Here is a 25,739-nt window from a genome sequence, read left to right on the forward strand (position 1 = left end):
CCCTCATGCGCGCCACGCTCCGCCAGATCGGCATCTTCATCGGCGTGGGCTGCGCAGCCGCCGCGACGCACTGGGCCGTTGCCGTCATGCTGGTGCGCGCCCTCGGCATGGCGCCGCTGGCCGCCAACGTGGGCGGCTGGCTGGCCGCTTTCGCGGTGTCTTTCTCGGGTCATTACCATGTCACGTTCCGGCACGCGCGCGCGTCCTGGACCGCCGCGGTCCGCCGCTACTTCCTGGTTTCGGCCCTGGGCTTCCTGGTGAACGAATCCGCTTATGCGTGGCTGCTGCATGCCACCTCCATCCGCTATGACGTGCTGCTGGCCGGGATTCTGGTCGCGCTGGCCGCGGCCACGTATGTCGCCAGCCGGCTCTGGGCCTTCCGGCACCGGCCGGCGCGCTAGCGCTTCGCGCCCTTGCGCCACGGCCGGCCCTGGCGGCGGCGCACCACGAACAGCGGCCGCCCCTTCACCTCGTCGAAGATGCGGGCCACGTACTCGCCCACCACGCCCAGCGAGATCAGGTTGACGCCGGCAAAGAAGAGCACGGCGGTGACGATGGTGGTCCATCCCGATACCGCGTTGCCGCGCAACAGGTAATCGCCGACCAGATAGGCGGCGTATCCGAGCGCCAGCAGCGCGAAGGCCAGCCCAACCAGGCTCACCGCGCGCAGCGGCCAGGTGGTGAATGCCGTCAGGCCGTCCAGCGCCAGGCGCAGCAGCCGCAGGCCGCCGAAGCGGCTCGCGCCGTGCATGCGCGCATCGGGCGCATAGGGCAGCGCCTCGCCCTTGAATCCCACCCACGCGTACAGCCCCTTCATGAAGCGCGTGCGTTCGGGCAGCGCGAGGAGCGCGTCCACCACCTTGCGGTCCATGAGCCGGAAATCGCCCGCGTGCGCCGGCACCTGCACGCCGCGCGCATCGCTGAGCAGGCGGTAGAACCATTTCGCGCCCAGGCGCTTGAGCCAGGACTCGTCGTCGCGGCTTTCGCGCTGCGCATACACCATTTCGGCGCCCGCCCTCCAGCGGTCCAGCATCTGTTCGATCAGCGCCGGCGGGTGCTGCAGGTCGGCGTCCAGGCAGATGACGGCGTCGCCGGTCGCGGCCTGCAGACCCGCGCTGAGCGCGGCCTCCTTGCCGAAATTGCGCGAGAGCTGCACATAGCGGAAGCCGTCGTGCTGCGTCCACTGCGCCATCAGCGCCTCGGTGCCGTCGGCGCTGCCGTCGTCGGCCACAATGATTTCCCAGCTCGTGCACAGCGCCTGCAGGCGGTTGCGCAGCAAAGGCAGCAGCACCCGCAGGTTGTCGCACTCGTTGAAGCTGGGCACGACGCAGCTCACGCAGGCGTCGTGCAGCGGCGGGCGCGGCGGCGCGGGCAAACGGGAAAGCGGGTGGGCCTGGACCTGCGCAGGCAGCGACCCGGACCGGAATTCGATGCGCATGGGGATTCGAAGGGCAATGCGGACGACCGGCGGGCAGTATGCGGCGCGCGTCGTCGAATTTTCATGAAATGGCCGCCGGTAAAATGGGGGCTTCCGTTTCCGCTGCCGTGCCCATGCAATACCAAGTCCGCCCCATGCGGGAAAACGACGTGCCAGACATCCTCGGGGTGCAGGCCGTGGCCTATCCCCCGCACCTGCTGGAAAGCGCGGCGTTCTATCTCAACCGCCTGCGCCTCGCCCCCGATCACTGCTGGGTGGCCGAACCGCGCGCCGGCGGCGGCCTGCTGGGCTACCTGGTTTCCTATCCGTGGGACGCCGGCCTGCCGCCGGCCCTGGACGCGGCGCTGGCCGCGCTGCCCGAAGCGGCCGACCACTGGTTCCTGCACGACTGCGCGGTGGCGCCCGCCGCGCAGGGCCTGGGCGTGGGCGCGGCCCTGGTGCGCGCGGCAGGCGGGTCGGCCGCCGCCCGCGGGCTGCGCCGCGCCAGCCTGGTGTCGCTGGCGTCGGCGCTGGGCTATTGGCGCCGGCGGGGATACGAGCCCGCGCCCGCGGCCCCGGGACTGCGGGAAAAGCTGGCGGGCTACGGGCCGGGCGCCTGCTATATGCGGCGCGCGCTGCCGCTGTAGGCGGCGAGGCGATATTCCTCCGCCGCGCCGGTCGGCATGCGCTTATGATGGCGCACCCACAGAGGAATCTTCATGAACAAATTCGATTTGCAGAAAAACCAGGCGCTCAAGCTGGCCGGCCAGCTCAAGCAGGCCGGCACGCCGGCGCGCTTCGGCGCCGCCTCCCAAGCGCCCGACCGCCGCGAGCAGCGCAAGCGGGACCAGGCCGCCGGGCTGGTGCCCTTCCCTCTGAAGCTGCCGCAAGCCCAGGCCGACAGGCTGCGCGCGCTGGCCGCCGAACGGGGTGTGTCCACCAACGACCTCGTCGCCGAGCTGCTCGGCCAGGCGCTGCCGCAATGACGGATGCCGTCAATAGAAAGTGATGTACGCCTTGTAGACGATGGTCGCGATAGCCGTGATGAGGCCGATGCCCATGAGGCCCAGCCCCAGGTTGCGGTCACGCATGCCAAACCCCACCAGCATGAGCGCCACTGCCGTGACGATGATGATCAACATGGTGTTGGTACTGGGGTGCATCGCTTTCTCCTGAATGCGCGGGCCGGAATGGGCAGTCTGCGCCATGGGGGTTTGCGCCATGGGGTTTGCGCCGTACTCCCGCAATCTCCATCATAAGCAGGACGGGTGCGTGCCCGGCGCAAGCCCGGCAGCCCCGATTGCGGCAAATCAAGGCAAGCTTACCCAATCGGCGCAAAAAAAGGGCCGCAAGGTGGGTTGCCTGAAAGAAAGCGAGAAAACGGGCGGCCCAAAGGCGGCCGGCCAGCCGTCAATGACAGCAGCCAGTGAACGACAGCGGTCATCAAATGCAGCGGCTGGCCGCAAATGACGAAGGGCCGGTGCTTTTGCAAGCGACCGGCCCTTCTGGGATGCTGGTGGGTGGTACTGGGTTCGAACCAGTGACCCCTGCCGTGTGAAGGCAGTGCTCTACCACTGAGCTAACCACCCCGAAAGAGGCAAAATATTAGCATGCTTTTTTGAAAGCGTGCAAGTGCCCTGGCCTATTTCCTCAAACGGCCTCGGCCTGCGTCTCGGCGGGCGCTTCCAGCTTGCGCCAGATGCAGGCGCCGCCCGCGGATTTGTCCAGCGCCTGCAGGTAAGCATCGTGCTCGGCGAGTTCTTCATCGCTGGCCTTGATGACCGGCAGGCCCGAGGCGTCGAAGCGCGCCAGCACCATGCCGGCGCCGTTCGCCTTGTCGTTCTCGTCGGTGTCGATCAGCAGTGCGTCCTGGCCGCGCGTCATGGCCAGCCAGACCTCCGCCAGCAGCTGCGAGTCGAGCAAGGCCCCGTGCAGCGTGCGGTGAGCGTTGGAGATGCCGAAGCGATCGCAGAGCGCGTCCAGCGAATTGCGCTTGCCCGGGAAAAGCGAGCGGGCATGCAGCAGCGAGTCGGTGACGGCGGCGCAGTAGTCGGTGATCGGGCCGCGCCCCGCCTTGGCCAGTTCGGCGTTGAAGAACTTGACGTCGAAGCTGGCGTTGTGCGCGATGATTTCCGCGCCTTCGATGAACTTCACGAAGTCGTCGACGATGTCGGCGAAGCGGGGCTTGTCGGACAGGAACTCGGTGGTCAGGCCGTGGACCGCCAGCGCCTCGGGGTCGCTGTCGCGGTCGGGATTGAGGTACAGGTGCAGGTTGTTGCCCGTCACCATGCGGTTGACCAGCTCCACGCAGCCGATCTCGATGATGCGGTGGCCCTGGGCGGGATCCAGGCCGGTGGTTTCGGTATCGAAGATGATCTGGCGCATAAGACTCTATTCAGACGCTGGGCGGGCTTCCGGCGGCGAGGCGGGCCGCTGCGGGGCTGGCGGCGGATGCGCGTCGTGCGCGGCCCGCCCGGGTTTCTTGCGTGCGGAGGCGATCAGGGAATAGGCCACCGGCACGACGAACAAGGTCAATAGTGTACCCAGCATCAGGCCGCCCACCAGCACCCAGCCGATCTGCTGCCGCGATTCCGCCCCCGCGCCCTGCGAAAGCGCCAGCGGCACCGTGCCCAGCACCATGGCGCCCGTGGTCATCAGGATGGGCCGCAGGCGCAGCACGCTGGCGCGGACCACGGCGTCCATCAGCTCCAGCCCCTCGTCGCGCAATTGGTTGGCGAATTCGACAATGAGAATGCCGTGCTTGGTGATGAGGCCGACCAGGGTGATGAGCCCGATCTGGCTGTAGATCGACAGCGTGCCGCCGGAGAGCCACAGCGCCAGGAGCGCCCCGGTCATGGAAAGCGGCACCGAAAGCATGATGATGAAGGGATTGCGCCAGCTCTCGAACTGGGCGGCCAGCACCAGGTAGATGAACGCCAGCGCCATGCCGAACACCAGGTAGATACTGCCGGAGGAGTCGCGGAATTCGCGCGACTGGCCGTCCAGGTCGGTCACCACCGTATGAGGCAGGACGTCGCGCGCCACCTGGTGCATGTGGGTCAGCACCTCGCCCAGGGCATACCCGGGCGCCACGGCCGCCTCGACCTTGACGGCGCGCAGCCGGTTGAAGTGGTTAAGCGATTGCGGCGAAACGCCTTCGTGCACGCTGAGCAGGTTGTCGAGCTGGACCATGCTGCCGTCTCGCGCCCGCACGTAGATGCCGGAGATGTCGTTGGGATTGGCGCGATCGCGCGGCGTAACCTGCACGATGACGTCGTACTGCTCGCCCTCGTCCTTGTAGCGCGTGACCTGGCGGCCGCCCAGCATGGATTCCAGGGTGCGGCCCACGGTGTCCACGTTCGCGCCCACGTCGGCCATCTTGTCGCGGTCCACCCGCACCCGCAGCTCGGGCGTGTTCAGGCGCAGGTCGGTGTCCAGGTTGATCAGGCCGGGATACTTGCGCAACTCCTCCAGGAACACGTCGGTCAGCCGGGACAGCTCCGCATAGGACGCCTGGCTCATGATGATGAACTCCACCGGCTTGGAGCGCGCCGACTGGCCCAGCGACGGCGGATTGGTGGGGAAGGCCTTGACGCCGGGCAGGGAAGCGAACTGCGGCTGGAGCATCTGGGTGATTTCCTGCTGCCGGCGCGTGCGCTGCTCCCAGGGCTTGAGCCGCAGGATGGCGGTGCCGTCGGTTACCGTGGGAAAGCCCACCGTCATCTGCACGCCGCTGGCCTCGGGAATGGCATCGTAGAACTTCTCGATGCCCATCATGCTTTCCAGCGTGTAGTTCAGGGTGGCCCCCTCGGGCGCGTTCACGATGCCGAACACCACGCCGCGGTCTTCGATGGGCGCCAGTTCGCTCTTGACGATCTTGAACAGCACGCCGCTGGCCAGCGCGACCAGCAGCCCCACCGTCACCACCAGCGCGCGGTGGCGCAGCGCGCCGCGCAGCAGGCGGCTGTAGCCGTTGCCCAGCGCCACCAGCCAGCCTTCGATCAGGTTGTACCAGCGGCTGTGGCTGCTCTGGTGGCGCAGCAGCACCGAGCACATCATGGGCGTGAGCGTCAGGGCCACGAAGCCCGACACCAGCACGGCGCCCGCCAGCGCCAGCGCGAACTCGATGAACAGCCGCCCGGTGCGGCCGGTGGCGAACGCCAGCGGCGCATAGACGGTGACCAGCGTCAGCGTCATGGCCACCACGGCGAAGCCGATTTCCTTCGAGCCCTTGATCGCGGCCTGCTTGCGCGGCATGCCGTCTTCGATGTGGCGGAAGATGTTCTCCAGCACCACGATGGCGTCGTCCACCACCAGGCCGATGGCCAGCACCATGGCCAGCAGCGTCAGCGTATTGATGGAGAAGCCGAACAGGTACATGAGGGCGCAGGCGCCCACCAGCGACACGGGAATGGTGACGATGGGGATGATGCTGGCGCGCAGGTTGCGCAGGAAAAAGAAGATCACCAGCACCACCAGCACGATGGCCTCGCCGATGGTGTGGAACACCGAATCGATGGAGCGTTCGATGAACACCGAGGAGTCGTAGGCGATGTTCAGCTTCATGCCCGCCGGCAGGGTTTCGTTGAGCCGTGCCACTTCTTCGCGCACCGCCTGAGAGAGCTCCAGCGGGTTGGCCGTGGACTGGCGTGTGAGCCCGATATTGATGGCCGACTTGCCGTTGAAGCGCGACAGGACGCGGTCGTTGGCGGCCCCGATTTCCACCCGGGCCACGTCGCGCATCCGCACCGGATACCCCCTCACGTTGGCGACGATGACGTCCTCGAACTGCGCGGGCGTCTGCAGGTCGGTGGACGACACCACCGAGAACTCCCGCGCCCGCGACTCAATGCGGCCGGCGGGGATTTCCACGTTCTGGCTGCGCAGCGCCGATTCCACGTCCTGCACCGTCAGGCCATAGGCGGCGAGCTTGTCGCGGTCCACGTAAATCCGCATGGACGGCAGGCGCTCGCCGAAGACGCGCACTTCGGCCGCGCCGGGCAGCACCGACAGGCGCGTCTTGATGTAGCGGTTGATGTAGTCGGACGTCTGGATGGCCGAGTACGAGCCGGCCTCGACCGCGATGTAGATGATGGGCTGCGAATCGGCCTCGACCTTGCCGATGATGGGCTCGTCGATCTCGTCGGGCAGGAAGCGGCGCGCGCGCGACACCTTGTCGCGCACCTCGGCCGCGGCGGCGTCGGGGTCGCGCGACAGGTTGAACTTGATGTTGATGAGGCTGCGCTCGGAACGGCTGCGCGAGGTCATGACGTTGACCCCCTCGATGCCGGCGAGCTGGTCTTCGAGGGGCTTGGTGACCTGGGACTCGATCACCTCCGGCGAGGCGCCTTTGTAGGTGGTGTCCACCGACACGATGGGCTCATCGATGCGGGGGTACTCGCGCACCGAGAGGCGCGAGTATGAGATGAGGCCGATCAGGACGATGATCAGCGACAACACCGAGGCGAAGACAGGCCGGTTGATGCAGGTTTCGGAAATGCGCATGAAAACCGCTCCTGAGAGATTGGGGCGCGTTACCCCAGGCGCGCGCCGTCAGGCGCCGCTGCCCACGACCTGCACGGGCGCGCCGTCGGTGACGCGCTGCAGGCCGGACACCACGAGCTGGTCGCCCGCGACCACGCCGGTGAGGATTTCGACCTGTCCCTCGCGGCGCTCGCCGATCGTGACTTCGCGGCGCTCGGCCACGCCGTCCCTGACCCGATAGACGTACTGCGTTTCGCCGGAGGGCGCCAGCGCGGCCTCCGGCGCGACCAGGGCCTTGTCCTCGCGGAAATAGAGCTGCACGCGCGCGAACATGCCGGGCCGCAGCTTGGCATCCTGGTTGGCCACGGTGGCGCGCAGCAGGATGGAGCGGCCGCCCGCGTCCACCAGCGGGCTCACGGCGTAGACCGCGCCCTCGCGTTCTTCGCCGGGCAGCGCGTCCAGGCGCAGCAGCAGGCGCTGCCCCACCTGGACCTTGCTCAGGTACATCTCGGGCACGCGGAAATCGACCTTGAGCGGATCGATCGCTTCCAGCGGCGCGAGATCCTGCCCTTCGCTGACGTAATCGCCCACCGAAACGCTGCGCAGCCCCACCATGCCGGAAAAGGGCGCCGAGATCGTCATCTTGTCCAGGCGCGCCTGCGCCAGGGAGACGGCGGCCTGCTGCACCTTGAGCGTACTGGCCGCCTCGTCGCGCGCCTGCTGGCTGACGAAACCCTTGCCCTGCAGCTCGACCGCGCGGCGATAGTGGCTCTGCGCCAGCGTCAGATTGGCGCGCGCCTGCTCCAGCTCGGCGCGCGGCACGGAGTCGTCCAGCCGGATCAGCGTCTGGCCGCGCCGCACCGGCTGCCCTTCCTTGAATTCAATGGCCTGGATGCGCCCCGCGACTTCGGGACGCAGCATGACGGACTCGTCGGAACGCAGGCTGCCCACGGCCGACAGTCCGCGGGGAAAGGGCACTTCCTTGACCTGGCCCACCTGCACGCGCACCGCCGCCTTGGACGCCTGCGTTGCGGGCGCGGTCGCGACGGCGCCGGCCTGGCCGCCGGCCGGCGCGAGCCAGCGCGGCGCATAGACGCCCAGCGCGGCCCCCACGGCCAATCCCGCCGCCAGGGCGGACAGCAGTACTGCGTTTTTCATGCGCGTAAGAAGGAGAATGGAAGGGGAACCGCCCCGGTCATGCCCCAGCCCGGGGGCCCGGGATCGTGGGCGGGGTAGGCACTTTAGCACCCGCGTTTACATACTGGAACATTCCAGCCGCCGCGACGGGGCCCCCGCCCCCCAAAACCAGGGTTTATCCTCATGCCGCGGGCCGGCCGCGCCGGGCGGCCGCCACGCCTTCGTTGGCCAGCTGGTCGGCGCGCTCGTTGCCCGGATCGCCGGCATGGCCCCGCACCCAGCGCCACGACACCCGGTGGCGGCCCACCTGCTCGTCCAGCGCCTGCCAAAGCTCGGCGTTCTTGACCGGCTTCTTGTCGGCGGTCATCCAGCCCCGCCGCTTCCAATTGGCCAGCCATTCCGTCATGCCCTTCATGACGTACTGCGAATCGGTATGGATGATGACGGCGCAAGGCCGCTTCAGCGCCCGCAGCCCCTGGATGACGGCAAGCAGTTCCATCCGGTTGTTGGTGGTGAGCGCCTCGCCGCCGTGCATGGTCTTTTCGTGCGCGCCCGCGCGCATCAGCACCCCCCATCCTCCCGGTCCCGGGTTGCCCTTGCAGGCTCCGTCCGTCCACATTTCAACTTGTTCGCTGGGCTTGTCGTGCTCCATGGCGCTGCTGGCATTCCTTGTATCGTACTGCGTGCATCCGGCCGGATCAGAAGCCGTCCAGCCGGTCCCGGGCCTGGCGGTTGACCACGACCGATGCCGCGCGCGCGCGCTTCGGCCGGGTTTTCCAGGCAGGCCCAATGATACGCATGCCGGCCACCCGCTTGACCGCGGCCACCATGTAGACGGCCCCTCCGAGGCCCCACCAGCGCGCCCCGGCCCGCTCCATGAAGCTCCAGCGCTGCAGCCATTTCTCGGTGCGGCAGGCCGGCGCATAGCAGCCGAACCGGCTGTCGTCGGCTTCCAGCGACAGCAGCTTGAACCAGTCTTTCAGCCGCGCCAGCGACACCTGGGAAGACGGCGGCTGGGGCAGCCAGGGCTCCATGCCCGGCATGCGCGTGCGCGCGCCCCACAGGCTCCAGGGATTGAAGCCGGAGATCACCACGCGCCCTTCCGGCACCAGCACGCGTTCGACTTCGCGCAGGACCTTGTGAGGGTCCGGCGTGCATTCGAAGGTGTGGGGCAGGATGAGCAGGTCCACGCTCTGCGACTCGAACGGCAGGGCCTCGGGCTCGGCCAGCGCCACACGCGACTGCCAGCCGGCGCGCGCGTCGGCGCCGGGCATCTCGGCGCCCACGTAGCCCTTGAACGGCATGCGGTTCGCCCGCAGCAGGTTCAGGTCGCCCAGGCCGACCTGCCAGGCGTAATATCCGAAGACATCCGAGACCGCCGCGTCGAACTGCGCGCGCTCCCAGGCCAGGACATATTGCCCGGGCGGAGTCTGGAACCATTCGGCCAGTTCTACAATCGGCGGAGTTTCTTCTGCCACGTTCTCTGTTCCTTGGAATCCATGCAAGCCCCGACCGCCCCCGCCGGCGGCCGCGAGCGCAATGCCGCGGTCGTGCCCCTGCCCGCTTTCACGGACAACTACATCTGGGCCTTCGCCCACGACGGACTGGCCGCCGTGGTCGACCCGGGCGAGGCGGCGCCCGTGCTGCGCTGGCTCGACGAACAGGGCCTGAAGCTGCGCGCCATTCTACTCACGCACCACCACGGCGATCATGTCGGCGGCGTTCCGGAATTGTCACGCATCAAGGGCCTCACCGTATACGGGCCGGCGCGCGAACGCCTGCCGCGCTGCGACGTGGCGCTGGCCGAGGGCGACCGGGTGATCCTGCCCGAGCTCGACGTGGACCTGCGGGTGCTCGACGTGCCGGGGCATACGGCGGGGCACATCGCCTATGCGGGACGGGCGGGCGGCGAGGAACCCGTGCTGTTCTGCGGCGACACGCTGTTTTCGGGCGGCTGTGGCCGCCTGTTCGAGGGCACGGCCGCGCAAATGCTTGATTCCTTGGATAAATTCGCCAATTTACCTGCGGATACAAAGGTTTTTTGCGCACACGAGTACACTCTAGCGAATTTGCGCTGGGCCCTGGCGGTGGATCCCGACAACCAAAGCCTGCACCAGTGCTACCAGCGAGCCCGGCAATTGCGCGCGCAAGATCTTCCCACCCTGCCGTCCACCATCGGCCAGGAATGCGCAATCAATCCGTTCTTGCGGACTCGTCAATCCGGCGTCGCGCACGCCGCCGAACGGCACGCGGGGCGCTCGCCCCTGGCGCCCGCCGAGGTCTTCGCCTCGCTTCGTGAATGGAAGAACGATTTCAAGTGATCGCCCGATGAATCTAGCCCGACTCCTTCTGCCGCTCATGCTGGCAGTCCTCGCCGGTTGCGCAGGAACCAAGACTCACGACAGCAAGAATCTCACCACCAACTCCCAAGGGCGCCTGATCGCCCGGGACACCTCCCGCACGGTGGACCTCACCAACCCGCCCGCCGACGCCTGGGACCGCATCCGCCGCGGTTTCGCCATCCCCAACCTGAACACCGACCTGTCCCGCCAATGGACGGACTACTACGCGTCGCACCCGGAGTCGGTGCAGCGCATGGCCGAGCGCGCGGGCAAGTACCTGTATTTCATCGTCGACGAGATCAACCGCCGGGGGCTGCCCACCGAGCTGGCGCTGCTGCCGTTCGTGGAAAGCGCCTACAACCCCACCGCCCTGTCGCGTTCCCAGGCCTCCGGCCTGTGGCAGTTCGTGCCGGCCACCGGCCAGCACTTCAACCTGAAGCAGGACTGGTGGCGCGATGAGCGCCGCGATCCCATCGCCTCCACCTACGCGGCGCTGGACTATCTGGAAAAGCTGTTCGAGATGCAGGGCGACTGGTACCTGGCCCTGGCCTCGTACAACTGGGGCGAAGGCTCGGTGCAGCGCGCCATCGCCAAGAACGAGGCGGCCGGCCTGCCCACCGACTACCTGTCGCTGTCCATGCCCGACGAGACGCGCAACTACGTGCCCAAGCTGCAGGCGATCAAGAACATCATCGCCGACCCGCAGCGCTACGCGGTGGCGCTGCCGCCGGTGGGCAACACCCCGTATTTCGTGACGGTGCAGAAAAACAGCGACATCGATGTCGAGATCGCCGCCAAGCTGGCCGAGATGCCGCTGGAGGAATTCAAGGCGCTGAATCCGTCCTTCAACCGCCCGGTGATCCGCGGCGATCACGCGCCCACGCTGCTGCTGCCGGCCGACCGCGTCGAGATCTTCAACGCCAACCTGACCAACTACAAGGGCGACCTCAGCTCCTGGAAGATCTATCACACGCGCCGCGGCGAATCGCTGGCCGCCATCGCCAAGCGCTTCGGCGTGCCGCTGGAGCGGCTGCGCGACATCAACGACATCGGCTCGCGCCAGAAAGTGGCGCGCGGGCAGTCGCTGCTGGTGCCGGGCGACCCGGGCAACAACGGCGTGCAGCTCGCCTCGCTGTCGGCGCCCGTGGGCGCGCTCGAAGCCGAGGCGGACGACGCCAGGCCGGCGCCGCGCGCCCGCGCCGCGACCGCGCCGACGGCCCGCGTGGCCTCCGTGCGGGGCAATGTGCGCACGCACAAGGTGCGCCCGGGAGACACCCTGTTCTCGCTGGCCCGCCAGTACGGCACGACCGTGGACGCCCTGCGCGCCCTGAACAACCTCAAGAACAGCAGCCTGAAGGTGGGCGCGCAACTGCGCGTGCCCGGCACGGGCGCGCGCGGCTGACGCCGGCGGGCTCCCGCGGCGCGCCCCGGCCTTTGCGCGCCGGGGCGCGCCGTCCCTCTCCGTGCGGCCGCCAAAATCCTTAAAATAGTCGGTCTTCAGCAGGACACCAATTCCAAAGGACAAAACCATGGGCTTTCTCGCCGGCAAGCGCATTCTCGTCACCGGGGTGCTTTCCAACCGTTCCATCGCATACGGCATCGCGCGCGCCTGTCACCAGCAAGGCGCCGAGCTGGCGTTTACCTACGTGGGCGACCGCTTCAAGGACCGAGTGGCCGAATTCGCCGCCGAGTTCGGCAGCAAGATAGTCCTGCCCTGCGACGTCTCCGAAGACGCGCAGATCGACGCCGCCTTCGCGGAGCTCGGCAAATCCTGGGACGGCCTGGACGGCCTGGTGCATTCCATCGGGTTCGCGCCGCGCGAAGCCATCGCCGGCGACTTCCTGGAGGGCTTGTCGCGCGAAGCCTTCCGCGTGGCCCACGACATCTCGGCCTACAGCTTCCCCGCCCTGGCCAAGGCGGCGCTGCCGCTGATGCAAGGCCGCAACGGCGCCCTGCTCACCCTCAGCTACCTGGGCGCGGAGCGCGTGGTGCCCAACTACAACACCATGGGGCTGGCCAAAGCCTCGCTCGAAGCCAGCGTGCGCTATCTCGCCACGTCCCTGGGCCCGCGCGGCATCCGCGCCAACGGCATTTCCGCCGGCCCCATCAAGACGCTGGCCGCGAGCGGCATCAAGGACTTCTCGGCCATCCTGAAGTTCGTCGAAACCCAGGCGCCGCTGCGCCGCAATGTCACCATCGAAGACGTGGGCAACGTGGCGGCTTTCCTGCTGTCGGACCTGGCGGCGGGCATCACGGGCGAAATCACGCACGTGGACGCCGGCTTCTCCACCGTCGTTCCGGGCATGGAAGAATAAGCCCGCCGGGCGGGGTCCGCCCCGCCCGCTTGCGCCGCTGCCCCGTGCGGCGGCGCTTCCAACCTTGCCCCGGGCCTGCTCAGGCCGGGCGCACGATGAGCGTGGACACTTGCACGTCCACCGCCGTCATCAGCTTGTGGACCGGGCATTTCTCGGCCACCCCCAGCAGCTCGTCGATCTGCGCGTCCGACAGGCCGCCATGCAGCGTGAGCTTGGCCGTCAGCCGATAGACGCCGCGGCGCTCTTCGCTGGCGTCGCGCACCACCTCCACGTCCACCGCTTCCAGCGGCAGGCCCTTGCGCCGCGCATACACCATCAGCGTCATGGCCTTGCAGCCGCCCAGGGCCGTATCGAAATAGTCATGGGGGTCGGGCCCCTCGCCTTCGGGCCGCGGCATGTCCAGCGGCAGCTCGTGGCCCTCGGCGAGGGCGGTGAATTTCAGCGTATTGGGCGCGTTGTGGCGCACGCGGATGCTCATGCAGATCTCCCCTGAAACGGCGGCCGGCGCGGCCGCCCATTCCGCTCTTGTAGCATCCGCCGCCCGGCCGCGCACGGCGCCCGCGCCCGGTTACTGACAAAAAGCTGAACTTTTGGCGGCTGGCGGGGTCTGCCCTGAGTACCCGTTTTCACGACAAGGAACGAACATGAGCGCAAGACAACTGCTGGACCAGCTGCTGCAATCCGGACAGGGGCTGCTTTCGGAAGCCTCCGCGCGCACCCGGGGCGCGGCCGGCGACAAGGGCTCTTTCCTGGCCGGCCTGGGCGGCGGCGCCCTGGGAGCCGGCGCGCTGGGCCTGCTGCTGGGCAGCAAGAAAGCCCGCAAGATCGGCGGCAAGGTCGCCATGTACGGCGGCATGGCGGCGCTGGGCGCGCTGGCCTACCGCGCCTATGCCGACTGGCAGCGCAACCAGGCCGGCGCTCCCGGGGGCGAGCCGCAGACGCTGGACCGCCTGCCCGCCCCCCAGGCCGAACAGCACAGCGCGGCGGTGCTGGCCGCCATGATAGGCGCGGCCAAGGCGGACGGCCATATCGGCCCCGAAGAACGGGCCCTGCTCGACACCGAGATGTCCAAGCTGTCCGCCGACGCCCGGGACCGCCGCTGGCTGGAGGAAGAACTGTCCCGTCCGCTCGACCCCGCGCAGATCGCCCGGGCGGCGGCCACGCCGGAAATGGCGGCGGAAATGTACCTGGCCAGCCTCATGGTCGTGGACGAGGAAAGCTACATGGAGCGCGCCTACCTCGACGAACTCGCGCGCCAGCTCAAGCTCGATCCCGGGCTCAAGACCCGGCTGGAGGAGCACGCCCGCGCCGCGGCGTAGGCGCGCCGGCCGGGCCGCGTCAGTCCATGCGCAGCCCGATGGCCCGCGCCACCGCCGCGTAGCGGTCCATGTCCGACTCGATCATCTGCTGGAACCCCTGGGGCGAGCTTTCGGCCGGCGTGAATCCCTGCTCGCGCAGCGCGGCCTGCGTGGCCGGATCGCGCATGACCTCGGCCACGGCGGCGTTCAGCCGAGCCACCACGGCCGGCGGCGTGGCGGCCGGCGCCAGCAGTCCGTGCCACTGGTCCAGCGCATAGCCCCGCACGCCCTGCTCGGCCACGGTGGGCACGCCCGGCAGCAGCGCGGAACGCTCGGGCGACGTCACGGCCAGGGCGCGCAGCTTGCCCGCGGCGATCAGCGGCGCGGCCGCCGACGCCGTGACCACGCCCAGCGGCACCTGGGCCGCCGCCACGCCGGCGATCGCCGGCCCGCAACCTTTGTAGGGCACCTGCTGCAAGGCCGCGCCCGTGTCCCGCGCCAGCATCTCCCCGGCCAGGTGCTGGGGCGTGCCGTTGCCGCACGAGGCGAACGGCAGCGGCGCGCCCGGGCGCGCGTGCGCCAGCGCCTCGCCCAGCGTGCGCCACGGCGACGAGGCGGGCGCCACGAACACCGACGGCACGAACGCCACATTGATCACCGCCTGGAAATCCTTGCGGGGCGAAAAACCCAGGTCGCGGTATACGGCGGGATTGATCGCAAACGAGCTGTTCACCATCAGCAGGGTGTAGCCGTCGGGCGGCGCCTCGGCCACCGCGCGCGCGCCGATGTTGCCGCTCGCGCCGGGCCGGTTCTCCACCACCACCGGCTGGCCGAGCCGCGACTGCAGGCTGGCGCCGATGCGACGTGCGAGCAAGTCGGTGCCGCCTCCCGGCGGAAAGGTGACGATGACGGTGATCGGCTGGCTGGGGTAAGCCGCGGCCTGGGCCGCGGACTCGCCCGAAGGCGAATTGCCGCAGGCGGCCAGCGACAGGGCCAGCGCGGCGCCGGCCAGGCGGAACAGGGATTTCATGGATGATTCCTCTCGTTGAACCGGCCCACCCCGGCGGGCCGGCGCGGCTTCAGGCGTCCAGGCCGATGTCCAGCACCCGCGCGCTGTGCGTAATCCAGCCCACGGCGATCTGGTCCACGCCCGTGGCAGCCACCGCGGCCGCCGTCTCGGGCGTAATGCGGCCCGAGGCTTCGGTGACGGCCCGGCCGCGCGCCATGTCCACGGCGGCCCGCAGCTCGTCCAGGCTCATGTTGTCCAGCAGCACCACGTCCACGCCCAGGGCCAGCGCCGTCTCGAGCTGGGCCAGCGTGTCGACCTCCAGTTCGACCTTCACCATGTGGCCCACGCCCGCGCGCGCCCGGCGCACGGCTTCCTCGACGCCGCCCGCCAGGGCGATGTGGTTGTCCTTGATGAGCACCGCGTCGTCCAGCCCGTAGCGGTGATTGCTGCCGCCGCCCACGCGCACCGCGTACTTCTGCACCGCGCGCAATCCGGGCAGCGTCTTGCGGGTGCAGGTGACGCGCGCGCCGTGGCCGGCCACGGCGCGGACGATGGAAGCCGTGGCGCTGGCCACGCCGCTCAGATGGCAGAGGAAATTCAGCGCCACGCGTTCGGCGCTGAGCATGGCGCGCGCGTTGCCGCTGATGCGCGCGATTTCCTGGCCCGGCGACAGCGCGCTGCCGTCGCGCAGCGCGGGCTCGAAGCGGATGTCCGGGTCCATGGCGCGAAACGCCAGACGCGCCAGGTCCAGGCCGGCCAGCACCCCTTCCTGGCGCGCCACCAGCCGCGTCTGGGCGCTGGCGTCCGCCGGCACGATCGCGTCCGTGGTGAGGTCGCCCGCGCGGCCCAGGTCTTCCAGCAGCGCGGCGCGCACCAGCGGTTCCAGCATCACTTCCGGCAGGGGCGCGACCGCCGCGGGGCGTTGGCTGCCGGATGCGTCTCCAATAATGCTCATTTTGAGTATTTCCAGGACAAAAAATAGCGCGCAGGGATTGCGCGCTATTTATGCTAGAGATGAGTATATCGTTTGTCAAGCCGGCCGCGGCCCTCTCAGGGCCCGCGCGACAGCGGCAGCTTGCTGCCGGCAATGGCGCGTTCGAGGAGCACGTCGCGGCGGAAGCGGAACAGCTTGGCGGGCCGTCCCGCCGCGCCGGTGGCCATGCCGCCGGTTTCCTCCACCAGCGCCTGCTGCTCGATCAGACGGCGGAAGTTCTGCTTGTGCAGCGCCCTGCCCGCCAGCGCCTCCACCGCCTGCTGCAACTGGAGCAGGGTGAACTGTTCGGGCATCAGCTCGAACACCACGGGCCGGTACTTGATCTTGGCGCGCAGCCGGGCGATGCCCGTGGCCAGGATGCGCCGGTGGTCGTGGCGCATGGAGGCGCCCGGCAAGCCGCTGGCGCCGCCGCCGCGGCGGCGCAGGGCCTCGTCGACCAGCCCGGCCTCGAACAGCAGCTCGTAGCGCTGGAGCACCATGTCTTCGTTCCAGGCCGCGCCGTCCAGCCCGAAGGTAATGGCCGCCCGCTGGCGCCGCCGCGCCCGCGCGGCCTCGTCCGCGCCCTGCGCGCACCAGTCCAGCAGCCTGGGCACGATCTGCGCGTCGATCACCGCCGGCGCGCCCGCGCGGCGGTCTTCCCACGGGAAATACCGGTACCAGTCCTGCCAGCCCACCTGCGCCACGCCGGTTTCGCCCGCCTCGCGGGTCAGCGCCAGGTAGCTCACGGAAATGACGCGCGCGCCCGCCTCGTCGGAGCGGTCGCCATCGGCAAAGGTGTACAACTGTTCCACGTAGCCCAGCGGATGATGCGTCTGGGCCTCCACCCAGGCCCGCAGGCCGGCCTGCAACGAACGGTGCGACAGCTCGAACGGACCCGCCGGCAAGGCGCTGGCGTCGCCCGTGGTGAGCACGCGCGGCTCGCCCTGGGTGACCGCGACGAGCACCGCGACGAGTTCGGCATGGACGGAACGTTCTACGGATTCGGTCAAAGTGGCGTTTATCGAGAGAAAGCGGGACGGCCCGACGGGGCGGCCGGATTATACGGGGCGCATTCTGCAACAGCCCCTTGCAAACGTGACATGCCGGCGCGCGCGCCGGCCCCTAAGATGGTAACGGTACCAGTGCCAGGGCGCAGCCCTCCCGGCGCGCCCGCCAGCGGAGACGTCATCATGCTGAAAACCGTTCCCCCGCCCCCCGATCCCAAACCCGCGGACACCGCGGAAACCAACCCGCCCGTCGATCCGCGCAAGGGCACGGAAGTGTTGCCCATGCAGGACGAAAGCTCGCCCGTGACGGCGGGCATGCCGCGCCGGGGCCGCGCCATCGTCGCGCCCGGAGAGCCCGGCATCATCACGCCGGAGGACGACGTGCTCGACACTTCCTACGACCACCGCAATGGCTGAAGGCCCGGCCGCGGCGGGCGGGGCGGCGCGTGCGAGAATGCCGGATCTCCCGCAAGCATTGCTCCGCCCGTGAAACACCTGCTCGCCGGCCTGGACCGGCTGGAAGAATTCGACGAAATCATCGACGCGCGCTCGCCGCTGGAATACGCCGAAGACCACATCCCCGGCGCCATCAGCGCGCCCGTGCTCGACAACGAAGAACGCGCGCTGGTCGGCACGCTGTACAAGCAGAGCTCGCCGTTCGAGGCTTCGCGCGTCGGCGCGGCCATCGTCGCGCGCAACATCGCCCGCCACCTGGAAACCACCTTCGCCGGACGTCCGGCCAACTGGCGGCCGCTGATCTACTGCTGGCGCGGCGGCAAGCGGTCGGGTTCGATGACCGTCATGTTCAACATGATCGGCTGGCGCGCCCGCCAGCTTGACGGCGGCTACAAGACCTACCGCAAGGCGACGCTGCGGGCCCTGGACGAACTGCCCGCCCGCATGCGCTGCATCGTGCTCACCGGGCCCACCGGCAGCGGCAAGACGCGCCTGCTCCAGGCGCTGGAACAGGCCGGCGCGCAGACCCTGGATCTCGAAGGCCTGGCCGCCCATCGCGGCTCGCTGCTGGGCGCCCGGGCCGGCGTGGCCCAGCCCTCGCAAAAGCGCTTCGACACCCTGCTGGCCGTCCGCCTGCGCGAGCTGGACCCGTCGCGCCCCGTCTTTGCCGAAGCCGAGAGCCGCAAGATCGGCCAGGTTTCGCTGCCGCCCGGCCTGCTCGACGCCATGCACCGAGGCCAGTGCGTGGAAATCGTGTCCTCCCGCGAAGACCGCAGCGCCTTCCTGCAGCACGACTACGCGCACCTGTTCGACGACCCCGCGTGGCTGAAGGCGCAGCTGCAGCGCCTGCTCGGCCTGCATAGCCGCGACGTCATCGCGGCGTGGCAGCGCATGGTCGACGAAGGCCGGCGCGCCGAGCTCGCGCTCGATCTCATCGACAGGCACTACGACCCGGCATACCGGCGCAGCTCGCACGCGCATTTCGCGAATATCGCGCGGGCGCTGCGCATGGACTTCCGCCCCAACGCGGGGCACGAAGACCTGCTCGAACAGGCGCGGCGCCTGCTGGCGCGGCTCGATCAGGCCGGCCAGCCCGCCTGAAACCGCGCCCCGCGCGCGTTCCCGCAGCCGCGGCGGCAGGCCCGCCCGGCTCCTTCCCGACCCATCAATATGGCTTATGGCTGGCGGCAAAACCGTGATTAGAAAGCCGCGGGCAAAGACCGGACAATGAACTCGCTTTCCCGGTTCCCCGTCCTCTTTTCCCGCAGGCCCTGCCATGACCTACACGCTGAAACCGCTCACCCCCGTGCTGGCCGCCGAAGTGACCGGCATCGACCTGACCAAACCCGCCGGCCCCGCGCTGCGCAAGGCGCTGTACGACGCCTGGATCGAGCATGCCGTGCTGGTGATCCGCGACCAGCGCCTCACCGCGCCCCAGTTCGCGGATGCGGCGCGCCTGTTCGGGGACATTCTCGTGCAGCAGCTCAAGCAGTTCGTGCTGCCGGACTATCCCGAAGTGGGCACGATCTCCTCGCGCGACCTGCCCATCCGCGACGGCAGGCTCCACGTGCGCGGCGAAGAATTCCATACCGATCATTCCAATTACCCCGCGCCGCCGAAGGCGACGATGCTGTACGCCATCAACCTGCCGGACCGCGGCGGCGACACCCAATTCGTCGACGTGCGCGCGGCCTATGACGATCTGGACGAAGCGACCCGGCGGGCCATCGCGGGGCTGCATTCGCGGCACGTATACGAAAGCAGCCGCAGCACGCGCAAGATGGCCGAACTCACGCCCGAGCAGCGGGCCGCAATTCCGCAGGCCCTGCAGCCGCTGGTGATCCGCCATCCGGAAAACGGGCGGCCCGCCCTGTACCTGAACACCGGCCGCATGGAAGGCATAGCAGGCATGCCGGACGACGCAGCCCATGCGCTGATCGCCCGCCTTTTCGCCCACGCCACCCAGCCGCGCTATGAATACCGGCATCAGTGGAAACCGGGGGACCTGGTCATCTGGGACAACCGCAGCGTCATGCACCAGGCCAACGCCGACTACGACCCGACGCAGCTGCGCTACCTTTACCGGATCATGCTGCAAGGCGCGCCGCTGCAGGCCTACGAAGAGGTGCCCGCGTGAGCCCGCGCGAATGCGGCGGCGCGGCGGAGCCGGCCGCCCGCCGTTTTCTCGCCTGTCTGGACGTCTGGACGCCAGCGGTGCAGGAGGCCGTGCGGCGCAACGCCCCGCCGGAACTGGATCTGCATTTCGCCCGCAGCTATGACGAAGCCGAGCAGGCCGCCCTGATCGCGCAGGCCGATTTCGCGCTGGTGGGATGGGCCCGGGTCAGCGAGGCCCTGCTTGCCAACGCGCCCCGGCTGCGGTTCATCGAGAAGTGGGGCATCGGCGTGGACCGCATCGATGTCGATGCGGCGCGCCGCCGGGGCATAGGCCTGGCCATCACGGCGGGGTCGAATGCGGGGCCGGTGGCCGAGCACGCCGTCATGCTGATGCTTGCGGTGAGCCGGCGCCTGGCGCAGGCCGACGCGGCGCTGCGGCAGGGCCGCTGGCTCAAGGCCGAAATGCGCGAGCTCTGCCACCAGCTCGGCGGCAAGACGGTCGGGCTCTATGGCTTCGGCCATATCGGGCGCTCGGTCGCCAGGAAGCTGTCGGGTTTCGAAGCGCGCATCCTGTACACCGATCCGCAGCGCGCGGATGCCGACACCGAGCGCGCCCTGAACGCCACGCGGGTGGATGTTGCCGTGCTGCTTACCGAATCCGACATTCTCAGCCTGCACGCGCCGGCCACGCCGCAGACGCGCCGCATGCTGGACGCGCGCGCGCTGGCCGCAATGAAGCCGGGCGCCATTCTCATCAACACGGCGCGCGGCGAGCTGGTCGATACCGCCGCCTTGCTGGACGCCCTGCGCAGCGGCCATCTGCGCGGCGCGGGGCTGGACGCTTTCGATCCCGAACCGCCCCCCGACGACTGCCCCCTGTATGCGCTGGACCAGGTGGTGCTTACGCCCCACATGGGCGGAGCGGCCTTCGACAACGTGGAGCACGTGGCGCGCCACGCCCTGGGCAACATCATGAAGGTGCTGCGCGGGGAACCCCTGGCCCCATCCGATATCGTGGTGGAGCCCCGCTGATCCGCATGCCTTCCATAACAACGACACAGGAGACGAAACCATGCGCACCCGGTTCAGCAACGCCCTGGCCTGTATGACGCTCGCGCTGGCCGCGGGCGGCGCGGGCGCCCAGCCTCCGGCCCAGGCCCCGCAATACCCCACCCGCCCTATCCGGCTGATCGTTCCCTTCACGCCCGGCGGCGGCACGGACATCCTGGCGCGGGTGGTGGCCGAAAGCATGTCGCGCCGCCTGCCGCAGGCCGTCGTCGTCGAGAACCATGCGGGCGGCAACACGCTGATCGCCACCGAGCTGCTGGCCAAGGCCGAGCCCGACGGCTACACGCTGCTGATGCAGACCAACAACCTGGCTGTGAATCCGACCCTGTACAAGCATCTCGATTTCGACACGCTCAAAGACCTGGCGCCCGTCTCGCTCGTGGCGCGCAATCCGCACGTGCTGGTGGTGAACCCGAAAGTGCCGGCCCGCAGCTTCGCGGAATTCATCACGTATGCCAAGGCCCATCCAGGCCAGATGCACTTTGCCTCGGCGGGCAGCGGAACGGTCAACCACCTGACCGGCGAGCTGCTGAAGATGCAATCGGGCATCGACATCGTCCACGTGCCCTACCGGGGCAGCGGCTCGGTCATGCCCGACCTGCTGGCCGGACGGGTCGAAATGCAGTTCGCCGCGCTGCCCGTGGTCAGCGGCTACATCCGCGACGGGCGCCTGCGGGCGCTGGCCGTCACCACGCGCGAGCGTTTCAAGGGCCTGCCCGAGGTGCCGACCATCGCGGAAAGCGGCTACCCCGATTACGACTTCAGCTCCTGGTTCGGCATCCTCGCGCCGGCCGGCACGCCCGCGCCCGTCATCGGCCTGCTCAGCGCCCAGGTCGGACAGGCGCTGGCCGACCCGAAAGTCATCGAGCGGCTGTCCGACTACGAGCTCATCGGCTCCACGCCCCAGGCGTTCGGCGATTTCCTCCGCGCCGAAATCACCCGTTCCGCCGACATCGTGAAGCGCTCCGGCGCCTCCATAGACTGAGGAAACGCATGAACACGCCCGCTTCCCTGCCCAATCCCCTGATGGACCGGCTGCGCGCCGGCGGCCTCGGCCTGTCGATGATCGTCAAACAGTGCCGCAGCGTGGATGTCGTATCCGCCGCGCTGGGTTGCGGCTACGACGCCCTCATGATCGACCTGGAACACGCGTGCATCGGCGAGGAAGCGGCGGCGCAGATCTGCGTCGCGGCCTTGCTCGGCGGCCTCACGCCGCTGGTGCGCATTCCCTGCCACGACAGCCACTACGCGGCGCGCATCCTGGATGCCGGCGCCGCGGGCATCGTGGCCCCGCACGTGACCTGCGCCGAACAGGCGCGCCGCATCGTGGCCGCCTGCCGCTTTCCGCCGCGGGGACAACGCTCGGTGGCGGCGCAATGGCCGCAGCTGTCGTACCGCAGCGTCCCCGCCGCCGAAGCCCGCCTGCTGATCGAGTCGCAGACCGTGGTGATCGCCATGCTGGAGTCGCCCGAAGCCATCGACAACGCCGAAGAGATCGCCGCCGTGGAAGGCGTGGACATCCTGCACATCGGCAGCAATGACCTGTGCGATACCTACGGCATACCCGGCCGTTTCTCCGATCCGCGCATTCTCGACGCCTACCGGCGAGTCGCGGCAGCCTGCGGGCGCCACGGCAAGTACCTCGGCGCGGGCGGCCTGGGCTCGGCTCCGGAGGTCCTGGAGCAGGTCGTCGGCCTGGGCGCGCGCTACGTCACGGCAGGCAACGACTGGGCATTCTTCGTGCAGGCGGCGCGCCAGAAGGCCGCCGCCGTGCGCGCCCTGCATCCGGGCTAGCCGGATGCGCGCTTTTCGTGGCGCGCCCTTGCCCGCCGCGCCCGGCACTTTTTCCCCTGGGAGTCTGTTCATGCGCATCATTGCCGAAGACCTGTGGTTTCCCGAAGGCCCCGTCGCCCTGCCGGACGGCGGCTGGCTGGTGGTGGAGATTCGACGCCAGACCCTGACGCGCATCGACCCCGACGGCGGCAAGCGCGTCGTCGCGAAGCTGGGCGGCGGCCCCAATAGCTGCGCGCTGGGGCCGGACGGCAAGGTCTATGTCTGCAACAACGGCGGCTTCAAGTTCGTGCAGCGCGCGGACGGCCGCATGGTCACGGCCGGCCAGGCCGACGACTACTCCGGCGGCCGTATCGAGCGGGTCGACCTGGACACTGGCCGCTTCGAGGTGCTGTACGACCGGGTGGGCGCCAATCCGGTGCGCGGCCCCAACGACCTGGTCTTCGACGCGCATGGCGGCTTCTATTTCACCGACCCCGGCAAGACCCGCCACCGCGACGCCGACCGCGGCTGCGTATGCTATGCGCGCGCCGACGGGTCGCTGATCCGCGAAGTCATCTTTCCGATCTCGCGCCCCAACGGCGTCGGCCTTTCGCCCGACGGCAAGACCCTGTACGTGGCCGAAACCGAGACGGCCCGGTTGTGGGCATGGGAAGTGGCTGGGCCCGGCGAACTGCGCCACGCCCCGGCCCCCTCGCCGCACGGCGGCCGCCTGGTCGCCGCGGGCCCCGGCTACCGCCGCTTCGACTCGCTGGCGGTCGAAGCGGGCGGCAATGTCTGCGTGGGCACGCTGGACGTGGGCGGCATCACGGTCATCACGCCGGACGGCGACACGAGCTTCGTGCCCGTCGAGGGCGACACCCATATCACCAACCTGTGTTTCGGCGGCCCGGGCCTGCGCACGGCCTGCGTCACGCAGTCGTACGCGGGACGCCTGGTCGAGCTGGACTGGCCGCGCCCCGGCCTGCCGCTCAACTATGGAGGGCTTGCGCCATGAAACGCCGCGATATCCTGGCCGCGCTGGGAGCCGGCGCCGCCTGGGCGGCCCTGGGCCGGACCTGGGCCGCGCCGCCCTATCCCGAGCGCGCCATCCGGCTGCTCATTCCGTTCTCGCCAGGCGGTTCCACCGACGTATTCGGGCGCCGCTACGGGCAGGCCATGGGACAGCGCCTGGGCCAGAGCGTGGTGGTGGAGAACAAGGCCGGCGCGGCGGGCGCCATCGCGGCGATGGCCACGCTGCGCGCGCCGGCGGACGGCTACACGCTGATGCTGGGCACCTCCAGCAACACCACCGCCGGTCCCGCCACCAACCCCGCCTTCGAATACGACCCGCGCAAGGACTTCTCGGCCATCGGCATCATGGGCGTGCAGCCCATGGTGCTGGCCGTCAACCCCGGGCTGCCGGCGCACACGCTGGCCGAACTCGTCGCGCTGCTGCGCGCCAATCCCGGCAAGTACTCGTATGGTTCGGGCGGCATCGGCGGCATCTCGCACCTGACCGGCGAGTTCTTCAAGGATCGCGCCGGCGGCCTGAAACTCGAGCACATCGTCTACAAGGGCAGCGGACCCGCATTGCAGGACCTGCTGGCCGGCCGCGTCCAGGTCATGTTCGACAGCGCGGTGCCTCACCTGCCGTTCGTGCAGGCGGGCAAGGTCCGCATCCTGGCGACGTTCTGGCCCAAGCGCATCGGCGCCCTGCCCGACGTGCCCACGACGCGCGAGGCGGGATATCCCGATCTCGTGTCCGCCACCGCCCTGTTCCTCCTGGGGCCGCGGGGCATTGCGCCCGAAGTCTCGGGCCGCCTTCAGGGCGCGTCCCGCGAGACGCTGTCCGATCCGGCGTTCCGCCGCGGCATGTCGGAAATGGGGATCGAACCGCCCGACGAAGTGTCCGCGGCCTCCGCGGCCCGGTACATCGCCGAGGACATGGACAAGTGGGCCCGCATCGCCAGGAACATTTCACTGCAACTCGGCTGAACGCCAGCCGCAAGGAGAGCCCCATGCTGTTTCTGGTCATCAGTTCGCCGCGCCCCGAGCGCCCCTCGTCCATGCGCCCCGGCCAGAAAGCCTATTGGGATTGGCTCAACGGGCTGGAAGCGGCCGGCGTGGTCCGGCACGTGTGGAACAAGGTCGGCCGCGGCGCCATCGTCGTGCTGGACGTGGACTCGCACGAGAAGCTGCATGTGCTGCTGAACCAATGGGCCGAGCACGTGCCCGCCTCGTTCGAGGTGTATGCGGTAACGCCGAAATCGTTCCAGGAAACCATCGCGCGGCAGGGAACCAACCCGCTGGAACTGTGACGCGGTCCGCGCGCGGCGGCGCTGGGCCGCGGCCGCGCGCGCAGGCATAATGCTTCGGTAGCGCCCCGCCGCAGGCACCCGCGGCCGGCGGAGCGCGGACCCGCATGCCGGAGGCCCGCAGTGAACCTGCGCCAGTTGGAAGTCTTCCACGCCATCATCAAGGCCGGCTCGGTCACGGGCGCGGCCCGCGACCTCTGCGTCACGCAGCCGGCCGTCAGCGCGGTGCTGAAACATACCGAGCAGCAACTGCGCATGAAGCTCTTCGAGCGCATCGGCGGACGCCTGCACCCGACGCCGGAAGCCCTGGCGCTGCTGCCCGACGTAAACGACATCTTCGGGCGCGTGCAGGCGGTCCAGCGCGTCGCCCAGGAACTGCGCGACGGCAGGGCCGGCCAGCTCGTCGTCGCCACCTCGCCCACGCTCGTCAACGCGCTGCTGCCCGAGGCCGTGGCGGCGCTGCGCAAGCTCAGCCCCCAGCTCGGCATCTACGTGCGCTCGCTGCCCACGCCGCTGGCCATCGACAGGGTGTCGCGCCGCGAAGCCGACATGGGCGTGGTGTACGCGCCGGTCGAAGACCCCGCGGTGGACACCACGCCGCTGGCCAAATCCGAGATCGCCTGCGTGGTGCGCAAGGACCATCCGCTGGCCTCGCGCCGGCACGTCGACGCGCGCGACCTCGGCAGGGAACCCGTCATCTCGCTGGGCGCATCCACCCGCCTCGGGCAGGCCATCGCCGAAGCCTGCAAGCGCCGCTCCATGGCGCCGCCGGCCGTGGGCATCGAGGCCAGCTCGTCGCTGACGGCCTGTCTCATGGTGAAGCACGGCGCGGGCGTGGCGCTCGTGGACCGCCTCAGCGCGCTGCCGGCCGGCCTGGACGATCTGGTCTTCCTGCCGTTTCGGCCCCGCATCGAGTTCGGCGTGGTGCTCGTCTACCCCCGCGACCGCCCGCGCTCGCTGGCCGCGACGCGCCTGGCCGACCTGCTCGCCGACACCGCGCTGCGCGCCGGCTTCTAGCTTCCAGCCCGGA

28 protein-coding genes and 1 tRNA gene are annotated in these 25,739 nt (G+C 69.4%); 17 read left to right on the forward strand and 12 right to left on the reverse strand.

The window, feature by feature from the left end; all coding sequences use genetic code 11:
* Positions 1-5: 5 nt before the first annotated feature.
* Positions 6-401: a GtrA family protein gene (locus NGJ44_RS10480; RefSeq protein WP_251863865.1), complete on the forward strand. Its 396-nt coding sequence runs from the start codon at positions 6-8 to the stop codon at positions 399-401.
* On the opposite strand, the gene NGJ44_RS10485 is transcribed toward NGJ44_RS10480, so the two are convergent.
* Positions 398-1,438 carry a glycosyltransferase family 2 protein gene (locus tag NGJ44_RS10485; RefSeq protein ID WP_251863866.1) on the reverse strand — a complete coding sequence of 347 codons (1,041 nt, stop codon included), beginning with the start codon at positions 1,436-1,438 and terminating at the stop codon, positions 398-400. The genes NGJ44_RS10480 and NGJ44_RS10485 overlap by 4 nt on opposite strands.
* Before the next feature lie 107 nt (positions 1,439-1,545).
* On the opposite strand from NGJ44_RS10485, the gene NGJ44_RS10490 reads away from it, so the two are divergent.
* Together NGJ44_RS10490 and NGJ44_RS10495 are read left to right on the forward strand one after the other, a co-directional pair.
* On the forward strand, positions 1,546-2,064 hold the full coding sequence (locus NGJ44_RS10490) for a GNAT family N-acetyltransferase (RefSeq protein WP_251863939.1): 519 nt from the start codon (positions 1,546-1,548) through the stop codon (positions 2,062-2,064).
* Positions 2,065-2,136: 72 nt separating this feature from the next.
* On the forward strand, positions 2,137-2,403 hold the full coding sequence (locus tag NGJ44_RS10495) for a hypothetical protein (protein WP_053246000.1): 267 nt from the start codon (positions 2,137-2,139) through the stop codon (positions 2,401-2,403).
* Positions 2,404-2,412: 9 nt separating this feature from the next.
* Here NGJ44_RS10495 and NGJ44_RS10500 read toward each other — a convergent pair whose 3' ends face one another.
* The 7 genes from NGJ44_RS10500 to NGJ44_RS10530 all read right to left on the reverse strand — a co-directional run bounded on the left by NGJ44_RS10500 (position 2,413) and on the right by NGJ44_RS10530 (position 9,516).
* On the reverse strand, positions 2,413-2,580 hold the full coding sequence (locus NGJ44_RS10500) for a hypothetical protein (RefSeq protein ID WP_152968133.1): 168 nt from the start codon (positions 2,578-2,580) through the stop codon (positions 2,413-2,415).
* A gap of 351 nt (positions 2,581-2,931) precedes the next feature.
* A tRNA-Val gene (locus NGJ44_RS10505) sits at positions 2,932-3,006 on the reverse strand.
* Between the two features lie 61 nt (positions 3,007-3,067).
* Positions 3,068-3,802 (reverse strand): DNA polymerase III subunit epsilon, encoded by a 735-nt coding sequence (gene dnaQ / locus NGJ44_RS10510; protein WP_053245998.1) that lies wholly within the window; start codon positions 3,800-3,802, stop codon positions 3,068-3,070.
* A 6-nt stretch (positions 3,803-3,808) separates the two neighbouring features.
* Positions 3,809-6,922 carry an efflux RND transporter permease subunit gene (locus tag NGJ44_RS10515; RefSeq protein WP_251863867.1) on the reverse strand — a complete coding sequence of 1,038 codons (3,114 nt, stop codon included), beginning with the start codon at positions 6,920-6,922 and terminating at the stop codon, positions 3,809-3,811.
* A 48-nt stretch (positions 6,923-6,970) separates the two neighbouring features.
* Positions 6,971-8,059 (reverse strand): efflux RND transporter periplasmic adaptor subunit, encoded by a 1,089-nt coding sequence (locus NGJ44_RS10520; RefSeq protein WP_053245996.1) that lies wholly within the window; start codon positions 8,057-8,059, stop codon positions 6,971-6,973.
* A 160-nt stretch (positions 8,060-8,219) separates the two neighbouring features.
* Entirely contained in the window at positions 8,220-8,690 is a 471-nt protein-coding gene (gene rnhA / locus NGJ44_RS10525) for a ribonuclease HI (protein WP_053245995.1), read from the reverse strand.
* Between the two features lie 46 nt (positions 8,691-8,736).
* On the reverse strand, positions 8,737-9,516 hold the full coding sequence (locus NGJ44_RS10530; RefSeq protein ID WP_251863868.1) for a class I SAM-dependent methyltransferase: 780 nt from the start codon (positions 9,514-9,516) through the stop codon (positions 8,737-8,739).
* A 21-nt stretch (positions 9,517-9,537) separates the two neighbouring features.
* On the opposite strand from NGJ44_RS10530, the gene gloB reads away from it, so the two are divergent.
* The 3 genes from gloB (at position 9,538) to fabI (ending at position 12,695) form a co-directional block, all read left to right on the forward strand.
* A complete protein-coding gene (gloB, locus tag NGJ44_RS10535) occupies positions 9,538-10,359 on the forward strand; it encodes a hydroxyacylglutathione hydrolase (RefSeq protein WP_053245994.1) in 822 nt (273 codons plus the stop codon).
* Positions 10,360-10,366: 7 nt separating this feature from the next.
* Complete coding sequence (locus tag NGJ44_RS10540) at positions 10,367-11,782, forward strand: transglycosylase SLT domain-containing protein (RefSeq protein WP_251863869.1); 1,416 nt, start codon at positions 10,367-10,369, stop codon at positions 11,780-11,782.
* Between the two features lie 127 nt (positions 11,783-11,909).
* Positions 11,910-12,695: an enoyl-ACP reductase FabI gene (fabI, locus tag NGJ44_RS10545; RefSeq protein ID WP_251863870.1), complete on the forward strand. Its 786-nt coding sequence runs from the start codon at positions 11,910-11,912 to the stop codon at positions 12,693-12,695.
* A gap of 79 nt (positions 12,696-12,774) precedes the next feature.
* Here the strand turns inward: fabI and NGJ44_RS10550 are convergent, their stop codons facing one another.
* Entirely contained in the window at positions 12,775-13,173 is a 399-nt protein-coding gene (locus NGJ44_RS10550) for an OsmC family protein (protein WP_251863871.1), read from the reverse strand.
* Between the two features lie 166 nt (positions 13,174-13,339).
* Between NGJ44_RS10550 and NGJ44_RS10555 the strand changes: the two genes are divergently transcribed.
* On the forward strand, positions 13,340-14,014 hold the full coding sequence (locus NGJ44_RS10555; RefSeq protein WP_251863872.1) for a tellurite resistance TerB family protein: 675 nt from the start codon (positions 13,340-13,342) through the stop codon (positions 14,012-14,014).
* Between the two features lie 19 nt (positions 14,015-14,033).
* Here NGJ44_RS10555 and NGJ44_RS10560 read toward each other — a convergent pair whose 3' ends face one another.
* The 3 genes from NGJ44_RS10560 to NGJ44_RS10570 all read right to left on the reverse strand — a co-directional run bounded on the left by NGJ44_RS10560 (position 14,034) and on the right by NGJ44_RS10570 (position 16,985).
* Entirely contained in the window at positions 14,034-15,023 is a 990-nt protein-coding gene (locus NGJ44_RS10560; RefSeq protein ID WP_251863873.1) for a tripartite tricarboxylate transporter substrate binding protein, read from the reverse strand.
* 49 nt (positions 15,024-15,072) lie between these two features.
* The gene (nadC, locus tag NGJ44_RS10565; protein ID WP_251863874.1) at positions 15,073-15,957 is read right to left on the reverse strand and encodes a carboxylating nicotinate-nucleotide diphosphorylase; all 885 of its coding nucleotides are present in this window, start codon (positions 15,955-15,957) and stop codon (positions 15,073-15,075) included.
* 95 nt (positions 15,958-16,052) lie between these two features.
* Positions 16,053-16,985, reverse strand: a complete 933-nt coding sequence (locus NGJ44_RS10570; RefSeq protein ID WP_251863875.1) for an NUDIX hydrolase — start codon at positions 16,983-16,985, stop codon at positions 16,053-16,055.
* A 180-nt stretch (positions 16,986-17,165) separates the two neighbouring features.
* On the opposite strand from NGJ44_RS10570, the gene NGJ44_RS10575 reads away from it, so the two are divergent.
* The 10 genes from NGJ44_RS10575 to NGJ44_RS10620 all read left to right on the forward strand — a co-directional run bounded on the left by NGJ44_RS10575 (position 17,166) and on the right by NGJ44_RS10620 (position 25,726).
* Positions 17,166-17,399, forward strand: coding sequence for a hypothetical protein (locus NGJ44_RS10575; RefSeq protein ID WP_053245993.1), 234 nt, complete (start codon positions 17,166-17,168; stop codon positions 17,397-17,399).
* Between the two features lie 69 nt (positions 17,400-17,468).
* A complete protein-coding gene (gene mnmH, locus NGJ44_RS10580) occupies positions 17,469-18,539 on the forward strand; it encodes a tRNA 2-selenouridine(34) synthase MnmH (RefSeq protein WP_251863876.1) in 1,071 nt (356 codons plus the stop codon).
* A 175-nt stretch (positions 18,540-18,714) separates the two neighbouring features.
* Entirely contained in the window at positions 18,715-19,575 is an 861-nt protein-coding gene (locus NGJ44_RS10585) for a TauD/TfdA dioxygenase family protein (protein ID WP_251863877.1), read from the forward strand.
* The gene (locus NGJ44_RS10590) at positions 19,572-20,585 is read left to right on the forward strand and encodes a 2-hydroxyacid dehydrogenase (protein WP_251863878.1); all 1,014 of its coding nucleotides are present in this window, start codon (positions 19,572-19,574) and stop codon (positions 20,583-20,585) included. Before NGJ44_RS10585 ends, NGJ44_RS10590 begins: the two co-directional genes overlap by 4 nt.
* Positions 20,586-20,625: 40 nt before the next feature.
* Positions 20,626-21,606, forward strand: coding sequence for a tripartite tricarboxylate transporter substrate binding protein (locus tag NGJ44_RS10595; RefSeq protein WP_235489267.1), 981 nt, complete (start codon positions 20,626-20,628; stop codon positions 21,604-21,606).
* A gap of 8 nt (positions 21,607-21,614) precedes the next feature.
* Positions 21,615-22,415: an HpcH/HpaI aldolase family protein gene (locus NGJ44_RS10600; RefSeq protein ID WP_251863879.1), complete on the forward strand. Its 801-nt coding sequence runs from the start codon at positions 21,615-21,617 to the stop codon at positions 22,413-22,415.
* Positions 22,416-22,485: 70 nt separating this feature from the next.
* Entirely contained in the window at positions 22,486-23,409 is a 924-nt protein-coding gene (locus NGJ44_RS10605) for an SMP-30/gluconolactonase/LRE family protein (protein WP_251863880.1), read from the forward strand.
* Positions 23,406-24,389: a Bug family tripartite tricarboxylate transporter substrate binding protein gene (locus NGJ44_RS10610; RefSeq protein ID WP_053244539.1), complete on the forward strand. Its 984-nt coding sequence runs from the start codon at positions 23,406-23,408 to the stop codon at positions 24,387-24,389. Before NGJ44_RS10605 ends, NGJ44_RS10610 begins: the two co-directional genes overlap by 4 nt.
* A 23-nt stretch (positions 24,390-24,412) precedes the next feature.
* Positions 24,413-24,712: a DUF3303 family protein gene (locus NGJ44_RS10615; RefSeq protein WP_251863881.1), complete on the forward strand. Its 300-nt coding sequence runs from the start codon at positions 24,413-24,415 to the stop codon at positions 24,710-24,712.
* A 120-nt stretch (positions 24,713-24,832) separates the two neighbouring features.
* Positions 24,833-25,726, forward strand: coding sequence for a LysR family transcriptional regulator (locus tag NGJ44_RS10620; RefSeq protein WP_053244538.1), 894 nt, complete (start codon positions 24,833-24,835; stop codon positions 25,724-25,726).
* The last annotated feature ends 13 nt before the right edge of the window (positions 25,727-25,739 follow it).

It is taken from the genome of Achromobacter sp. Marseille-Q4962, assembly GCF_943737005.1.
Lineage (GTDB): Bacteria > Pseudomonadota > Gammaproteobacteria > Burkholderiales > Burkholderiaceae_B > Achromobacter.

What these genes read in the sequence shown, in the direction of transcription:
- NGJ44_RS10615 (WP_251863881.1), top strand. Translation starts at nt 24,413, where the DNA reads ATGCTGTTTCTGGTCATCAGTTCGCCGCGCCCCGAGCGCCCCTCGTCC.
- NGJ44_RS10495 (WP_053246000.1), top strand. Translation starts at nt 2,137, where the DNA reads ATGAACAAATTCGATTTGCAGAAAAACCAGGCGCTCAAGCTGGCCGGC.
- NGJ44_RS10540 (WP_251863869.1), top strand. Translation starts at nt 10,367, where the DNA reads ATGAATCTAGCCCGACTCCTTCTGCCGCTCATGCTGGCAGTCCTCGCC.
- gloB (WP_053245994.1), top strand. Translation starts at nt 9,538, where the DNA reads ATGCAAGCCCCGACCGCCCCCGCCGGCGGCCGCGAGCGCAATGCCGCG.
- NGJ44_RS10480 (WP_251863865.1), top strand. Translation starts at nt 6, where the DNA reads ATGCGCGCCACGCTCCGCCAGATCGGCATCTTCATCGGCGTGGGCTGC.
- dnaQ (WP_053245998.1), bottom strand. Translation starts at nt 3,802, where the DNA reads ATGCGCCAGATCATCTTCGATACCGAAACCACCGGCCTGGATCCCGCC.
- NGJ44_RS10610 (WP_053244539.1), top strand. Translation starts at nt 23,406, where the DNA reads ATGAAACGCCGCGATATCCTGGCCGCGCTGGGAGCCGGCGCCGCCTGG.
- NGJ44_RS10555 (WP_251863872.1), top strand. Translation starts at nt 13,340, where the DNA reads ATGAGCGCAAGACAACTGCTGGACCAGCTGCTGCAATCCGGACAGGGG.
- NGJ44_RS10605 (WP_251863880.1), top strand. Translation starts at nt 22,486, where the DNA reads ATGCGCATCATTGCCGAAGACCTGTGGTTTCCCGAAGGCCCCGTCGCC.
- nadC (WP_251863874.1), bottom strand. Translation starts at nt 15,957, where the DNA reads ATGAGCATTATTGGAGACGCATCCGGCAGCCAACGCCCCGCGGCGGTC.
- NGJ44_RS10585 (WP_251863877.1), top strand. Translation starts at nt 18,715, where the DNA reads ATGACCTACACGCTGAAACCGCTCACCCCCGTGCTGGCCGCCGAAGTG.
- NGJ44_RS10560 (WP_251863873.1), bottom strand. Translation starts at nt 15,023, where the DNA reads ATGAAATCCCTGTTCCGCCTGGCCGGCGCCGCGCTGGCCCTGTCGCTG.
- NGJ44_RS10550 (WP_251863871.1), bottom strand. Translation starts at nt 13,173, where the DNA reads ATGAGCATCCGCGTGCGCCACAACGCGCCCAATACGCTGAAATTCACC.
- NGJ44_RS10485 (WP_251863866.1), bottom strand. Translation starts at nt 1,438, where the DNA reads ATGCGCATCGAATTCCGGTCCGGGTCGCTGCCTGCGCAGGTCCAGGCC.
- NGJ44_RS10500 (WP_152968133.1), bottom strand. Translation starts at nt 2,580, where the DNA reads ATGCACCCCAGTACCAACACCATGTTGATCATCATCGTCACGGCAGTG.
- NGJ44_RS10575 (WP_053245993.1), top strand. Translation starts at nt 17,166, where the DNA reads ATGCTGAAAACCGTTCCCCCGCCCCCCGATCCCAAACCCGCGGACACC.
- NGJ44_RS10520 (WP_053245996.1), bottom strand. Translation starts at nt 8,059, where the DNA reads ATGAAAAACGCAGTACTGCTGTCCGCCCTGGCGGCGGGATTGGCCGTG.
- rnhA (WP_053245995.1), bottom strand. Translation starts at nt 8,690, where the DNA reads ATGGAGCACGACAAGCCCAGCGAACAAGTTGAAATGTGGACGGACGGA.
- NGJ44_RS10595 (WP_235489267.1), top strand. Translation starts at nt 20,626, where the DNA reads ATGCGCACCCGGTTCAGCAACGCCCTGGCCTGTATGACGCTCGCGCTG.
- NGJ44_RS10600 (WP_251863879.1), top strand. Translation starts at nt 21,615, where the DNA reads ATGAACACGCCCGCTTCCCTGCCCAATCCCCTGATGGACCGGCTGCGC.
- NGJ44_RS10515 (WP_251863867.1), bottom strand. Translation starts at nt 6,922, where the DNA reads ATGCGCATTTCCGAAACCTGCATCAACCGGCCTGTCTTCGCCTCGGTG.
- fabI (WP_251863870.1), top strand. Translation starts at nt 11,910, where the DNA reads ATGGGCTTTCTCGCCGGCAAGCGCATTCTCGTCACCGGGGTGCTTTCC.